This window comes from Pseudomonas sp. BF-B-26, assembly GCF_019956495.1.
Taxonomy (GTDB): domain Bacteria; phylum Pseudomonadota; class Gammaproteobacteria; order Pseudomonadales; family Pseudomonadaceae; genus Aquipseudomonas.
Map to the genome: position 1 here is coordinate 128,692 of NZ_JAHBDP010000080.1, position 13,497 is coordinate 142,188.

12 protein-coding genes are annotated in these 13,497 nt (G+C 58.6%); 9 read left to right on the forward strand and 3 right to left on the reverse strand.

Features of this window, described 5'->3' with window-relative positions; genetic code table 11:
* Positions 1-73 precede the first annotated feature (73 nt).
* A complete protein-coding gene (gene infA, locus KGB03_RS17520) occupies positions 74-292 on the forward strand; it encodes a translation initiation factor IF-1 (protein WP_002553999.1) in 219 nt (72 codons plus the stop codon).
* Positions 293-437: 145 nt separating this feature from the next.
* On the opposite strand, the gene clpA is transcribed toward infA, so the two are convergent.
* The gene (gene clpA, locus KGB03_RS17525; RefSeq protein ID WP_008146900.1) at positions 438-2,708 is read right to left on the reverse strand and encodes an ATP-dependent Clp protease ATP-binding subunit ClpA; all 2,271 of its coding nucleotides are present in this window, start codon (positions 2,706-2,708) and stop codon (positions 438-440) included.
* Between the two features lie 30 nt (positions 2,709-2,738).
* Positions 2,739-3,101: an ATP-dependent Clp protease adapter ClpS gene (gene clpS, locus KGB03_RS17530; protein WP_027925124.1), complete on the reverse strand. Its 363-nt coding sequence runs from the start codon at positions 3,099-3,101 to the stop codon at positions 2,739-2,741.
* A gap of 225 nt (positions 3,102-3,326) precedes the next feature.
* Here clpS and KGB03_RS17535 point away from each other — a divergent pair, with 225 nt between their 5' ends.
* On the forward strand, positions 3,327-3,608 hold the full coding sequence (locus KGB03_RS17535; RefSeq protein WP_111449128.1) for a cold shock domain-containing protein: 282 nt from the start codon (positions 3,327-3,329) through the stop codon (positions 3,606-3,608).
* A gap of 61 nt (positions 3,609-3,669) precedes the next feature.
* Here KGB03_RS17535 and icd read toward each other — a convergent pair whose 3' ends face one another.
* A complete protein-coding gene (gene icd / locus KGB03_RS17540; protein WP_218535904.1) occupies positions 3,670-4,926 on the reverse strand; it encodes an NADP-dependent isocitrate dehydrogenase in 1,257 nt (418 codons plus the stop codon).
* 496 nt (positions 4,927-5,422) lie between these two features.
* Between icd and KGB03_RS17545 the strand changes: the two genes are divergently transcribed.
* The 7 genes from KGB03_RS17545 (at position 5,423) to KGB03_RS17575 (ending at position 13,288) form a co-directional block, all read left to right on the forward strand.
* Complete coding sequence (locus tag KGB03_RS17545) at positions 5,423-7,648, forward strand: NADP-dependent isocitrate dehydrogenase (RefSeq protein ID WP_192410547.1); 2,226 nt, start codon at positions 5,423-5,425, stop codon at positions 7,646-7,648.
* Between the two features lie 197 nt (positions 7,649-7,845).
* Positions 7,846-8,292 carry an NUDIX hydrolase gene (locus KGB03_RS17550; RefSeq protein WP_223527878.1) on the forward strand — a complete coding sequence of 149 codons (447 nt, stop codon included), beginning with the start codon at positions 7,846-7,848 and terminating at the stop codon, positions 8,290-8,292.
* A gap of 59 nt (positions 8,293-8,351) precedes the next feature.
* Entirely contained in the window at positions 8,352-9,497 is a 1,146-nt protein-coding gene (gene mnmA / locus KGB03_RS17555) for a tRNA 2-thiouridine(34) synthase MnmA (RefSeq protein ID WP_218535897.1), read from the forward strand.
* Positions 9,494-10,117, forward strand: a complete 624-nt coding sequence (gene hflD, locus KGB03_RS17560; RefSeq protein WP_033057057.1) for a high frequency lysogenization protein HflD — start codon at positions 9,494-9,496, stop codon at positions 10,115-10,117. The genes mnmA and hflD overlap by 4 nt, the downstream gene beginning before the upstream one ends.
* A gap of 126 nt (positions 10,118-10,243) precedes the next feature.
* Complete coding sequence (gene purB, locus KGB03_RS17565) at positions 10,244-11,614, forward strand: adenylosuccinate lyase (RefSeq protein ID WP_074878189.1); 1,371 nt, start codon at positions 10,244-10,246, stop codon at positions 11,612-11,614.
* 86 nt (positions 11,615-11,700) lie between these two features.
* A complete protein-coding gene (locus KGB03_RS17570; protein ID WP_223527881.1) occupies positions 11,701-12,870 on the forward strand; it encodes a cupin domain-containing protein in 1,170 nt (389 codons plus the stop codon).
* Positions 12,863-13,288, forward strand: coding sequence for a GNAT family N-acetyltransferase (locus tag KGB03_RS17575; RefSeq protein ID WP_111448963.1), 426 nt, complete (start codon positions 12,863-12,865; stop codon positions 13,286-13,288). The genes KGB03_RS17570 and KGB03_RS17575 overlap by 8 nt, the downstream gene beginning before the upstream one ends.
* Positions 13,289-13,497 lie beyond the last annotated feature (209 nt).

Sequence of the window (13,497 nt, forward strand, 5' to 3'; positions counted from 1 at the left end):
GGGCACAATGCACGCCGCTTTTGCCTGGCGCAGTTGCACCGGGCCATTCATTGGACACCGAGGGCTTTACTGCATGTCGAAAGAAGACAGCTTCGAAATGGAAGGCACTGTCGTCGACACCCTGCCCAACACCATGTTTCGTGTGGAGTTGGAAAATGGGCACGTCGTAACCGCGCATATCTCCGGCAAGATGCGCAAGAATTACATTCGTATTCTTACCGGCGACAAAGTGCGCGTCGAGCTGACGCCCTATGACTTGAGCAAAGGGCGCATCACTTACCGCGCTCGCTAATCAAGTCAATACAAAACGCCCGGTTTATGCCGGGCGTTTTTGTTTGCGGATTTTGATGCCCCCTCCAATCCCACAGGGGTTTGAGGCACATCCAGCAGACAGCAAAAAGGCGCCTTTCGGCGCCTTTTGCTTTCTTGCGAAACTGTCAGGCCATTTCAGCCGTGGTCTCGAAGTCGAAGGTCAGCTCGCCGTCCTTGAGATCGATGTGAACCACACCACCATGGTCGGCCAGTTCGCCAAAGAGGATCTCTTCCGCCAGCGGACGCTTGATCTTGTCCTGAATCAAACGCGCCATTGGTCGAGCACCCATCGCCGAGTCGTAGCCGCCTGCTGCCAGCCAGCTGCGCGCCGCGTCCGTCACTTCCAGCTGCACGCGCTTGTCTTCCAGCTGCGCCTGAAGCTCGGTAAGGAACTTGTCCACCACGCTTTTGATGACCTCATGACTGAGGCGACCAAACTGGATAATGGTGTCCAGACGGTTACGGAACTCTGGCGTGAAGCTCTTCTTGATCACTTCCATCGCATCGGACGAGTGGTCCTGATGGGTGAAACCGATCGAAGCACGAGCTGCCGTTTCGGCACCGGCGTTGGTCGTCATGATGACGATCACGTTACGGAAGTCCGCCTTGCGCCCGTTGTTATCGGTCAGCGTACCGTGGTCCATGACCTGCAGCAGCAGGTTGAAGACTTCCGGATGCGCCTTCTCGATCTCATCGAGCAACAGCACGCAGTGAGGCTGCTTGGTGATGGCTTCGGTCAGCAGGCCACCCTGATCGAACCCGACATAGCCTGGAGGCGCACCGATCAGACGCGAAACGGTGTGGCGCTCCATGTACTCGGACATGTCGAAACGAACCAGTTCGATGCCCAACGCCTTGGCCAGCTGACGTGCCGCTTCGGTTTTACCGACACCGGTAGGCCCTGCGAACAGGAACGAACCGACTGGCTTGTCAGGAGACTTGAGGCCGGCACGGGACAGTTTGATCGCGGTCGACAGCGAGTCGATTGCGGCATCCTGACCAAATACTGTCAGCTTCAGGTCACGCTCAAGGTTACGCAGCAGCTCTTTGTCGGAGCTGGTGACGTGCTTAGGCGGAATCCGCGCGATTTTCGCGACGATGTCCTCGACTTGAGGTACTTCGATGCGTTTCACGCGTTTCTCGATTGGCTGCAGACGCTGGTAGGCGCCCGCCTCGTCGATAACGTCGATGGCTTTGTCCGGCATGTGCCGGTCATTGATGTAGCGCGAGGCCAGTTCAGCAGCGGCGCGCAGGGCTTCATCGCTGTATTCGATGTTGTGGTGCGCTTCGAAACGACCTTTCAGGCCGCGCAGGATGCCAATGGTGTCTTCCACCGAAGGTTCCGACACATCGACCTTCTGGAAGCGCCGGGCCAGAGCACGGTCCTTCTCGAAAATCCCGCGGAATTCCTGGAACGTGGTCGAACCGATGCAACGGATATCACCCGACGACAGCAGCGGCTTGAGCAGGTTCGAGGCATCCATGACCCCACCGGACGCGGCACCCGCACCAATGATGGTGTGGATTTCGTCGATGAACAGGATCGCCTGCGGACGTTTTTTCAGCTCATTGAGCAACGCCTTGAAGCGTTTCTCGAAATCGCCGCGGTATTTGGTCCCGGCCAGCAAGGCCCCCAGATCGAGGGAATACACCACGCTGTTGGCCAGCAGGTCTGGTACCTGGTTGTCGACAATGCGCTTGGCCAGGCCTTCGGCAATCGCGGTTTTACCCACGCCCGCCTCGCCCACCAGCAACGGATTGTTTTTGCGACGACGCGCCAGGATCTGCGCGACGCGCTCAACCTCCAGCTCACGGCCTACCAATGGATCGATTCGACCCTGGCGCGCGAGTTCGTTGAGGTTGCTGGCATAAGCATCCAGAGGATTGCCTGAAGAAGAAGACTCACCGCCCTCGTCGTCCTGCATATCTTGCTCACCTTCAGAGTGATCGCCATGCCCCGGCACTTTGGAAATGCCGTGTGCGATGTAGTTGACGACATCAATGCGCGCAACGCTCTGCTGTTTCAGCAGGAACACTGCCTGACTCTCTTGCTCACTGAAGATCGCGACCAGTACGTTGGCGCCAGTCACTTCGCGTTTGCCCGAGCTCTGTACGTGAAAGACAGCACGTTGCAGAACACGCTGGAAGCCCAGGGTTGGCTGGGTCTCACGATCCTCGTCATGAACGGGGATCAATGGCGTGGTGGAGTCGATGAACTCCTGCAGGTCGTGCTTGAGTTTGTCGAGGTTTGCGCCGCAGGCACGCAAAACGGTGGCGGCAGCCTCATTGTCCAATAGGGCCAGCAGGAGGTGCTCGACGGTCATGAATTCATGACGCTTCGAACGGGCCTCCTTGAAGGCAAGATTGAGGGTGACTTCGAGCTCGCGGTTTAACATAGCTTCACCTCATACCCAAGTGGTCGGCGATTAACCGTCCTTCTCGATTTCACAGAGTAGCGGATGCTGGCTTTCCCTGGCGTACTGGTTGACCTGCATGGCCTTAGTCTCGGCGATGTCACGGGTAAACACTCCACATACTGCCCGTCCTTCTGTGTGGACGGCCAGCATGACCTTGGTCGCCAGCTCGCGATTCAGGTTAAAAAACACCTCGAGCACTTCGACGACGAAATCCATCGGTGTGTAGTCATCATTGAACAAAACCACCTTGTACATCGGCGGCGCCTGTAAAGCAGGCTTTGCCTCCTGAACAGCAATGCCTGCGGAATCGTCGTCGTGTGAATCAGGGTGATCCTGATTGAATGTTAGTCGAATCTGGCTGATTGCATGCATGGAAAGAAAGGTTCGTCAGTTGTGCAAATACAGTGGTGGGGGCGGCTATGGACGATTTCAACTCCGACTGCCCGGTCACCTTGACTATCGGGAAAACGGTGTTACAACCAATAGAGCCCACAGTGGGTAAAAAAGGTCCGCGGAGTCAATCTTATTTCCAGGAAATGACTGCGGATGAACTGGATGATACTCCAGTGATGGAGTCTGTTGCAGAGGGATATGGGTATGTCAGTCGGCAAGGTGAAATGGTTCAACAATGCCAAGGGGTTCGGTTTCATTAACACCGATGCCAGAGAAGGTCGTGACGAAGACGGTCATCTTATTGATTTCTTTGCGCACTACTCGGCCATTGAGATGAACGGGTACAAGACTCTCAAGGCTGGGCAAGCTGTAAATTTCGAGATTGTTCAGGGCCCCAAAGGGTTGCATGCCGTGAAGATTATGTCCGTCACGACCGAGAACGAGCAGGCCGCCCCTGCCATCCAGCAAGAAACTGTATCGAGTTAATACAACCCGCCATCCAGTCATAAAAAAACCGCCAGAAGGCGGTTTTTTTATACCTATTCGCTTACATATGCGAAATCAGCGCATCACCAAACGCGGACGAAGACAGCAGTTTCGCGCCTTCCATCAAACGGTGGAAGTCATAGGTCACGGTCTTGGCGGAAATCGCGCCGTTGGTGCCCTTGATGATCAGATCAGCCGCTTCGGTCCAGCCCATGTGACGCAGCATCATCTCTGCGGACAGGATCAGGGAACCCGGGTTGACCTGGTCCTTGCCAGCGTACTTCGGCGCAGTACCGTGGGTCGCTTCGAACATCGCAATGGTGTCAGACAGGTTGGCACCCGGTGCGATACCGATACCGCCCACTTCCGCCGCCAGGGCATCGGAGAGGTAGTCGCCGTTCAGGTTCAGGGTCGCGATCACATCGTATTCGGCCGGGCGCAGCAGGATCTGCTGGAGCATGGCGTCGGCGATAGCATCTTTGACGATAACGTTCTTGCCGGTTTTCGGGTTTTTGAACTGCATCCACGGACCGCCGTCGAGCAGGGTCGCGCCGAACTCTTCAGCCGCCACTTCGTAGGCCCACTCCTTGAAGGCACCTTCGGTGAACTTCATGATGTTGCCTTTGTGCACGATGGTCAGCGAGTCGCGGTCGTTGTCGACCACATACTGCAGCGCTTTTCGCGCCAGACGCTTGGTGCCTTGCAGGGAAACCGGCTTGATGCCGATACCGCAGTTTTCGTCGAAACGGATCTTGGTGACGCCCATTTCATCTTTAAGGAACTTGATGACTTTGGTCGCTTCCGGCGAACCGGCTTTCCACTCGATACCCGCGTAGATGTCTTCCGAGTTCTCACGGAAGATCGTCATGTCGACGTCGCCTGGCTTCTTGACCGGGCTAGGCACGCCTTCGAACCAGCGCACAGGGCGCAGGCAGACATAAAGGTCGAGTTGCTGACGCAGGGCCACGTTCAGGGAACGGATGCCGCCACCGACCGGGGTGGTCAGAGGGCCCTTGATGGAAACCACGTAATCTCTAACTGCGTCCAGGGTTTCCTGGGGTAGCCAGGTGTCCTGATCGTAAACCTGAGTCGCTTTCTCCCCGGCATAGACTTCCATCCAGGAAATTTTGCGCTCGCCGCCGTAAGCCTTCTTAACAGCAGCATCGACAACCTTGATCATGACCGGGCTGATATCAACGCCAATACCGTCACCTTCGATGAAGGGGATGATCGGGTTGTTAGGAACATTGAGAGAATGGTCCGCGTTGACGGTGATTTTGTCGCCGACTGCTGGAACCTGAATCTTCTTGTATCCCATGCTGAACTCCATTGTTTGGATTGAACATCTGGCTTCGTTCGAGCGTACCCCAGTTAAATCGGCACGCAAACCCTCTGTTCCAACCATCTGCCGCAAAGCTACACAGTTCGCGACGTACAAGCCTGAAAGCAAAGGGAAAAGCGCCAAACTCAAGCACGGTGCAAGACTCTACGCCCCACTCGCCCCTGCGACCTTTAGACCAATGGACGACAATCGTTGCATATGAACCATCGGCAGATTGCCAGCTTCCTATGTATAATGCCGCCCGCTGACCACAGAGTCACGACGGCCGATCTCTCTACTACGAGACTTTGAGCCCGAAAAAGCAGGGCTGTTACCGCAGTCCACCCGCTTGACGCTCGACTGATGCACCCAACATCACCGCGAAGAAATCTCGACATTCGGCTCATGGATGACTTTGAACGAACGCGCTTACCCGGCGCCCCTCGAGTTTTTCTGCGCACGCTTTAGCAAAGAAGAGAGAGTTAATCCGAATATGCCCACCCGCTCGAAGATCATCTATACCTTCACCGACGAAGCTCCCGCCCTCGCCACCTATTCACTGTTGCCTATCGTAGAGGCCTTCACCGCCTCCGCTGATATCGCCGTGGAAACCCGCGATATCTCTCTTGCAGGGCGCATCCTGGCCAGCTTCCCCGAGCAACTGGGTGACAAAGCCGTAGCCGACCACCTCGCCGAACTGGGCGACCTGGCCGTTACGCCTGAAGCCAACATCATCAAGTTGCCGAACATCAGCGCCTCGGTTCCGCAACTGCAAGCCGCGATCAAGGAACTGCAAGCCCAGGGCTTCGCACTGCCTGACTACCCGGAAACCGTGACCAGCGACGCCGACAAACTCGCCAAGTCGCGCTACGACAAGATCAAGGGCAGCGCCGTAAACCCGGTTCTGCGCGAAGGCAACTCCGATCGTCGTGCACCGCTGTCGGTCAAGAATTACGCTCGCAAGCACCCGCACAAAATGGGCGCCTGGGCTGCGGACTCCAAGTCCCACGTCGCGCACATGAGCACTGGCGATTTCTACGGCAGCGAGAAAGCTGCCCTGATCGACGCCGCTGACGCCGTCAAAATCGAACTGATCGCTCAAGACGGCACCACCACCGTCCTGAAAGAAAAAACCACCGTGCAAGCCGGTGAGATCCTCGATTGCGCGGTACTGAGCAAAAACGCGCTGCGCAGCTTCATCGCCGCCGAGATCGAAGACGCCAAAGCCAAAGGCGTGCTGCTGTCGGTTCACCTCAAAGCCACCATGATGAAGGTCTCCGACCCGATCATGTTTGGCCAGATCGTTGCCGAGTTCTATAAAGACGCACTGGCCAAGCACGCTGATGTGCTGGCGCAGATCGGCTTCAACCTGAACAACGGCATCGGCGACCTGTACGCTCGCATCAAAGCCCTGCCGGCCGAGCAACAAGCGCAGATCGAAGCGGACATTCAGGCGGTTTACGCCGCTCGTCCGTCGTTGGCCATGGTCAACTCCGACAAAGGCATCACCAACCTGCACGTGCCGAGCGACGTGATCGTCGACGCCTCGATGCCGGCGATGATCCGTGACTCCGGCAAAATGTGGGGCACTGACGGTCAACTGCACGACACCAAGGCTGTGATTCCGGATCGCTGCTACGCAACCATCTACCAGGCGGTGATCGAAGACTGCAAGCTGCACGGCGCTTTCGATCCGACCACCATGGGCAGCGTGCCAAACGTTGGCCTGATGGCGAAAAAAGCCGAAGAGTACGGCTCGCACGACAAGACTTTCCAGATCAAGGCCAACGGCGTGGTTCGGGTTTCCGATGGCGCTGGCCGCACCCTGCTGGAGCAGTCGGTTGAAGCCGGCGACATCTTCCGCATGTGCCAGACCAAAGACGCGCCGATCCAGGACTGGGTCAAACTGGCCGTCAACCGTGCTCGCGCAAGCGCCACTCCAGCGATTTTCTGGCTGGACCCAATGCGCGCCCACGACGGCGTAGTGATCGAGAAAGTTCAGGCTTACCTGAAGGATCACGACACGTCCGGCCTGGACATTCGCATCATGTCGCCAGTCGACGCGATGGCCTTCACCCTGGGCCGCACCCGCGAAGGCAAGGACACCATCTCGGTGACCGGCAACGTACTGCGCGACTACCTGACTGACCTGTTCCCGATCATGGAACTGGGCACCAGCGCCAAGATGCTGTCGATCGTTCCGCTGATGAACGGCGGTGGTCTGTTCGAAACCGGCGCCGGCGGTTCGGCACCGAAGCATGTTCAACAACTTTTGGAAGAAAACTTCCTGCGCTGGGATTCCCTGGGTGAGTTCCTGGCCCTGGCCGCTTCCCTTGAGCACCTGGGTGTTACCTACAACAACCCTAAAGCGCTGGTGTTGGCCAAGACCCTGGATCAGGCCACCGGCCAGTTCCTGGACAACAACAAGTCGCCATCGCGCAAAGTCGGCAACATCGACAACCGCGGCAGCCACTTCTACCTGGCGCTGTACTGGGCTCAAGCCCTGGCTGCCCAGACCGAAGACACTGCGCTGCAAGCGCAGTTCGGCGAACTGGCCAAGACCCTGAGCGAGAACGAAGCAACCATCGTTGCCGAGCTCAACGCCGTTCAGGGCAAGCCAGTGGACATCGGCGGTTACTACCACGCCAATGCCGAGCTGATCAGCAAGGCCATGCGCCCGAGCAACACCTTCAACGCCGCGATCGCTGCGCTGGTTTAAGGTTGTAAGGGAACACCACAAACCCCGGCCTCGTGCCGGGGTTTGTGTTTTTGAAGACAACGCAAACCCTGTGGGAGCTGGCCTGCCAGCGATAGCGATTTATCATCCAACATTGATGGTGACTGACTCACCGCAATCGCTGGCGGGCCAGCTCCCACAGTAATAGTGTTGCAACTATTGAAATTTGAGGAATCCTCATGGAGTGGAACCCCCACATCACCGTCGCGACCATCGTCGAAGACAACGGCCGCTTCCTGATAGTCGAAGAATCCAAAGGCGGACGAACGGTGCTCAACCAGCCCGCCGGCCATCTGGACCCGGACGAAACCCTGATCGAAGCCGCCGTGCGTGAAACCCTCGAAGAAACCGGCTGGGACGTCGAGCCGACTGGCGTGGTGGGTATTTACCTCTACACCGCTCCGAGCAACGGCGTGACCTATCAGCGGGTCTGCTTCACCGCAAAACCGCTCAAACATCACCCCGACTATCAGCTGGACGACGGCATCGTCGGCGCAAAATGGCTGACGCGTGACGAACTCATGGCACAGCGCGCAAACTGGCGCAGTGAGCTGATCATCCGCTGTATTGATGATTATCTGGACGGCAAACTCTTCGGCCTCGAACTGATCCGCCCTTCTCTTTAGCCTTGCGGGCTTCGGCCTGTTAGAATCGCGTCCTTTTTAAAGACACTCATTGAATCCCTATGCGTGATCCAGCCCCTTCTGACACACAAAAGAAGCGCGTCATTGTCGGCATGTCCGGCGGCGTGGACTCTTCCGTTTCCGCTCTCCTGCTGATCGAGCAGGGTTATGAGGTGGAAGGCCTGTTCATGAAGAACTGGGAAGAAGACGATGGAACGGAATACTGTACCGCCATGGATGACCTGGCGGACGCTCAGGCCGTGTGCGACAAGATTGGCATCAAGCTGCACACCGCCAACTTCGCCGCCGAGTACTGGGACAACGTATTCGAGCACTTCCTGGCCGAATACAAGGCCGGTCGCACGCCGAACCCGGACATCCTGTGTAACCGTGAGATCAAGTTCAAGGCGTTCCTCGACTACGCCATGATGCTCGGCGCCGACCTGATCGCCACCGGTCACTACGTGCGACGCCGCGACATCGATGGCCGTACCGAGCTGCTCAAGGGCCTGGACCCGAACAAGGACCAGAGCTACTTCCTGCACGCCGTCGGTGGTGAACAGATCGCCAAGACCCTGTTCCCGGTCGGCGAGCTGGAAAAACCCGAAGTGCGCGCGATTGCCGAGAAACACGAACTCGCCACCGCGAAGAAAAAGGACTCCACCGGAATCTGCTTTATCGGCGAGCGCCGCTTCAGCGACTTCCTCAAGCAATACCTGCCGGCCCAACCCGGCGAGATCAAGACCACCGAAGGTGAAGTTATCGGCCGTCATCACGGCTTGATGTATCACACCATCGGCCAGCGTCAGGGCCTGGGCATTGGCGGCTTGAAAGACGCCAGTGACGAGCCGTGGTACGTGCTGATCAAGGACCTGGAACACAACGAGCTGATCGTTGGCCAGGGCAATGACCATCCGTATCTATTCTCCCGCGCCCTGCTCGCCTCGGACATCTATTGGGTCAACCCGATCGACTTGAGCGAACCGCGCCGGTTGACCGCCAAAGTCCGCTATCGCCAAAGCGACCAGCCCTGCACGCTGGAAAGAACCGCCAACGGCTACCGCGCGACCTTCGATGACCCGCAACGCGCGGTCACCCCAGGCCAGTCCGTGGTGTTCTACGACGGTGAAATCTGCCTCGGCGGCGGCGTGATCGAAGTCGCGGAGCCGTGGACCAGCAAAGGCACTCCTCAAGGCGAGCAGCAATGAGCCCGACTCAGGAGCAACTGACGGCACTGGGCGGCGTGTTCCTCGCCGCCGTGCTGGTCGACAAGATCGCCAAGACCGGCCAGACCGCCGAAGCCGGCCTGACATGCATGCTCGGCAGCCTGCTGATTCGCGACCCCAAGGACACCCTGGAAGTGTACGGCGGCGACGACATCAATCTGCGTGAAGGTTACCGCGCATTGATCGGCGCCCTGGAACGCGACCCAAGCACCCTTCAGCGCGAGCCGCTGCGCTATGCGCTGGCAATGCTCGGCCTGGAGCGTCAGCTGGCCAAGCGCAACGACATGCTCGACGTGATCGGCAAGCGTTTGCCGCAGATTCAATCCCAGGTCGAGCACTTCGGCCCGGCGCACGAAAACGTCATTGCAGCGTGCGGCGCCCTGTATCAGGACACCCTGAGCACCTTGCGCCAACGCATTCAGGTCCACGGCGACATGCGTAACCTGCAGCAACCGAGCAACGCTTCGAAAATCCGCGCCCTGTTGCTGGCCGGGATTCGATCGGCGCGCCTGTGGCGGCAGTTGGGCGGTCATCGCTGGCAGCTGGTGATCAGCCGTCGCAAGTTGCTCAAAGAGCTTTACCCGCTGATGCGCAGCAGCTGAACCGCGCCCGCAAGACCCTTGGTAATTTGTAACGCGTAAGACGCTGGTCAGTTGGCAACGGACCGGCGGATTTTTTCATGTATGATACGCGCCCCATTTCGTTGCCCGACTGTCCGAGAACACCCCATGCAGCTTTCTTCGCTCACTGCGGTTTCCCCTGTTGACGGCCGCTACGCCGGCAAAACCCAGGCCCTGCGCCCAATTTTCAGCGAATACGGCCTGATCCGTGCTCGTGTTCTGGTTGAAGTGCGCTGGCTCCAGCGCCTGGCCGCTCACCCTGGCATCAGCGAAGTGCCGGCGTTCTCCGCCGAAGCCAACGCTGTGCTGAACACCCTGGCGGAAAACTTCGCTCTGGAGCACGCCGAGCGTGTCAAAGAGATCGAGCGCACCACCAACCACGACGTCAAAGCCATTGAGTACCTGCTCAAAGAGCAAGCGGCCAAGCTGCCGGAACTGGCCAAGGTCAGCGAATTCATCCACTTTGCCTGCACCAGCGAGGACATCAACAACCTGTCCCACGCCCTGATGCTGCGCGAAGGCCGTGATGACGTGATGCTGCCGCTGATGCGCCAGACCGCCGAAGCCATCCGCGAACTGGCCATCCGTTTCGCCGACGTGCCAATGCTGTCGCGCACCCACGGTCAACCGGCTTCGCCGACCACCCTGGGCAAAGAGCTGGCGAACGTGGTTTACCGTCTGGAGCGTCAAATCGCTCAGGTCGCGGCGGTTCCACTGCTGGGCAAGATCAACGGCGCTGTCGGCAACTACAACGCCCACCTGTCGGCCTACCCTGAGATCGACTGGGAAGAGAACGCCCGCGCCTTCATCGAAGACGAGCTGGGCCTGGGCTTCAACCCGTACACCACGCAGATCGAACCGCACGACTACATTGCCGAACTGTTCGACGCGATCGCGCGCTTCAACACCATCCTGATCGACTTCGACCGCGACATCTGGGGCTACATCTCCCTGGGTTATTTCAAACAGCGCACCATCGCTGGCGAAATCGGCTCGTCGACCATGCCGCACAAGGTCAACCCGATCGACTTCGAGAACTCCGAAGGCAACCTGGGCATCGCCAACGCACTGTTCCAGCACCTGGCGAGCAAGCTGCCGATCTCCCGCTGGCAGCGCGACCTGACCGACTCCACCGTATTGCGCAACCTCGGTGTCGGCTTCGCCCACAGCGTGATCGCGTACGAAGCCAGCCTCAAAGGCATCAGCAAACTCGAGCTCAACGCTCAGAAGATTGCTGCCGACCTGGACGCGTGCTGGGAAGTATTGGCCGAGCCAATCCAGACCGTGATGCGTCGCTACAACATCGAAAACCCGTACGAAAAACTGAAAGAGTTGACCCGTGGCAAGGGCATCAGCCCTGAAGCACTGCAAACTTTCATCGACGGCCTGGACATGCCAGCCGCGGCCAAGGCCGAGCTGAAATTGCTCACCCCGGCGAACTACATCGGTAACGCTGTAGAGCAAGCCAAACGCATCTGATCGACCGCTTTACCCTTTTGAGACGCCCGGCAGCGCCGGGCGTTTTTATTCCCGTCTGAAAAGTGCTTTTTTTCAATAGGTTACACATGAATCCTGATATTCCTCTTCAACTTCTGGGTGGCATCACGGCGCGCGAATTCCTGCGTGACTACTGGCAGAAAAAACCGCTGCTGATCCGCCAGGCGATCCCTGACTTCGAAAGCCCGATCGACCCGGACGAACTGGCCGGCCTGGCGCTGGAAGAAGAAGTTGAATCGCGCCTGGTGATCGAACACGGTGAGCGTCCTTGGGAAATGCGTCGCGGCCCGTTCGCCGAAGACGAATTCAGCAAGTTGCCGGAAACCGAATGGACCCTGCTGGTGCAAGCGGTCGACCAATTCGTGCCGGAAGTCAGCGAGCTGCTGGAAAACTTTCGCTTCCTGCCGAGCTGGCGCGTCGACGACGTGATGATCAGCTTCGCCGCCCCGGGTGGCAGCGTCGGTCCGCATTTCGATAACTACGATGTGTTCCTGCTGCAAGGTCACGGCAAGCGCAACTGGAAGATCGGCCAGATGTGCGACTCCGAGAGCAAACTGCTGCCACACGCAGACCTGCGCATCCTCGCCGACTTCGAAGCCACCGATGAGTGGGTTCTGGAACCGGGCGACATGCTCTACCTGCCGCCGCGCCTGGCCCATTGCGGCGTTGCGGTGGATGACTGCATGACTTACTCGGTCGGCTTCCGCGCCCCGAGCGCCTCTGAAGTCCTGACTCACTTCACCGACTTCCTCAGCCAGTTCCTGACCGATGAAGAGCGCTACACCGATGCCGACGCCCTGCCGGCGGTCGATCCACACCAGATTCAGCACGACGCCCTTGATCGCCTGAAAGCTTTGCTGGCCGAGCACATGAGCGACGAGCGCCTGCTGCTGACCTGGTTCGGCCAGTACATGACCGAGCCGCGCTACCCGGAACTGATCGTCGGCCCGGAAGAAGTCGAAGAAGAAGACTTTCTCGCCAGCCTGGAACAAGGGGCTGTGCTGATCCGTAACCCGAGCGCGCGCATGGCCTGGTCCGAAGTCGATGACGACCTGCTGCTGTTCGCCAGCGGCCAGAGCCGTTACCTGCCGGGCAAACTGCGCGAGCTGCTGAAGTTGATCTGCGCTGCCGACGCCCTGCACACCGATAACCTCGGTGACTGGCTGGACGACGAAGACGGTCGCGGCCTGCTGTGCGAGCTGGTCAAGCAAGGCAGCTTGGGGTTTGCTGATGAATAAAATCCACGTTCGTGTCGCAGACTGGCAGAAGGACATCGCCGAGATCCGGCGCATTCGTGAGACGGTGTTCATCGCCGAGCAATCCGTTCCGCCTGAGCTGGAATGGGACGCTGATGACGCAACGGCGGTGCATTTCCTGGCCTTCGAAGGCGACTTTCCGATTGGCACCGCCCGCCTGCTGCCCGACGGCCACGTCGGCCGGGTGTCGGTGCTGAAAGACTGGCGCGGCTTGAAAGTCGGCGATGCGCTGATGCAAGCGGTGATCGGTGAAGCCGAGAAGCGCGGGCTGAAGCAGCAGATGCTGAGCGCACAGGTACAAGCCACGGCGTTCTATGAGCGCCTGGGCTTCAGCCTGGTCAGTGAGGAATTCCTGGAAGCAGGCATTCCGCATGTGGACATGGTGCGGCACTCCGTTTGAGACCCTGTGGTGAGGGGATTTATCCCCGTTCGGCTGCGAAGCAGCCGTCAAACCATTGCATGCGGAAAACCTGATACACCGTGGTTATTTTGGGGCCGCTTCGCGACCCAACGGGGATAAATCCCCTCGCCACAGAGAACACCACAAAACGCCCCGTCATTCTCGGATGCCGGGGCGTTTTGCTGTCTACGATTCAACTTGCCCCACGC

What these genes read in the sequence shown, in the direction of transcription:
- KGB03_RS17545 (WP_192410547.1), top strand. Translation starts at nt 5,423, where the DNA reads ATGCCCACCCGCTCGAAGATCATCTATACCTTCACCGACGAAGCTCCC.
- clpS (WP_027925124.1), bottom strand. Translation starts at nt 3,101, where the DNA reads ATGCATGCAATCAGCCAGATTCGACTAACATTCAATCAGGATCACCCT.
- mnmA (WP_218535897.1), top strand. Translation starts at nt 8,352, where the DNA reads ATGCGTGATCCAGCCCCTTCTGACACACAAAAGAAGCGCGTCATTGTC.
- clpA (WP_008146900.1), bottom strand. Translation starts at nt 2,708, where the DNA reads ATGTTAAACCGCGAGCTCGAAGTCACCCTCAATCTTGCCTTCAAGGAG.
- KGB03_RS17550 (WP_223527878.1), top strand. Translation starts at nt 7,846, where the DNA reads ATGGAGTGGAACCCCCACATCACCGTCGCGACCATCGTCGAAGACAAC.
- KGB03_RS17575 (WP_111448963.1), top strand. Translation starts at nt 12,863, where the DNA reads ATGAATAAAATCCACGTTCGTGTCGCAGACTGGCAGAAGGACATCGCC.
- icd (WP_218535904.1), bottom strand. Translation starts at nt 4,926, where the DNA reads ATGGGATACAAGAAGATTCAGGTTCCAGCAGTCGGCGACAAAATCACC.
- KGB03_RS17535 (WP_111449128.1), top strand. Translation starts at nt 3,327, where the DNA reads ATGTCAGTCGGCAAGGTGAAATGGTTCAACAATGCCAAGGGGTTCGGT.
- purB (WP_074878189.1), top strand. Translation starts at nt 10,244, where the DNA reads ATGCAGCTTTCTTCGCTCACTGCGGTTTCCCCTGTTGACGGCCGCTAC.
- hflD (WP_033057057.1), top strand. Translation starts at nt 9,494, where the DNA reads ATGAGCCCGACTCAGGAGCAACTGACGGCACTGGGCGGCGTGTTCCTC.
- KGB03_RS17570 (WP_223527881.1), top strand. Translation starts at nt 11,701, where the DNA reads ATGAATCCTGATATTCCTCTTCAACTTCTGGGTGGCATCACGGCGCGC.
- infA (WP_002553999.1), top strand. Translation starts at nt 74, where the DNA reads ATGTCGAAAGAAGACAGCTTCGAAATGGAAGGCACTGTCGTCGACACC.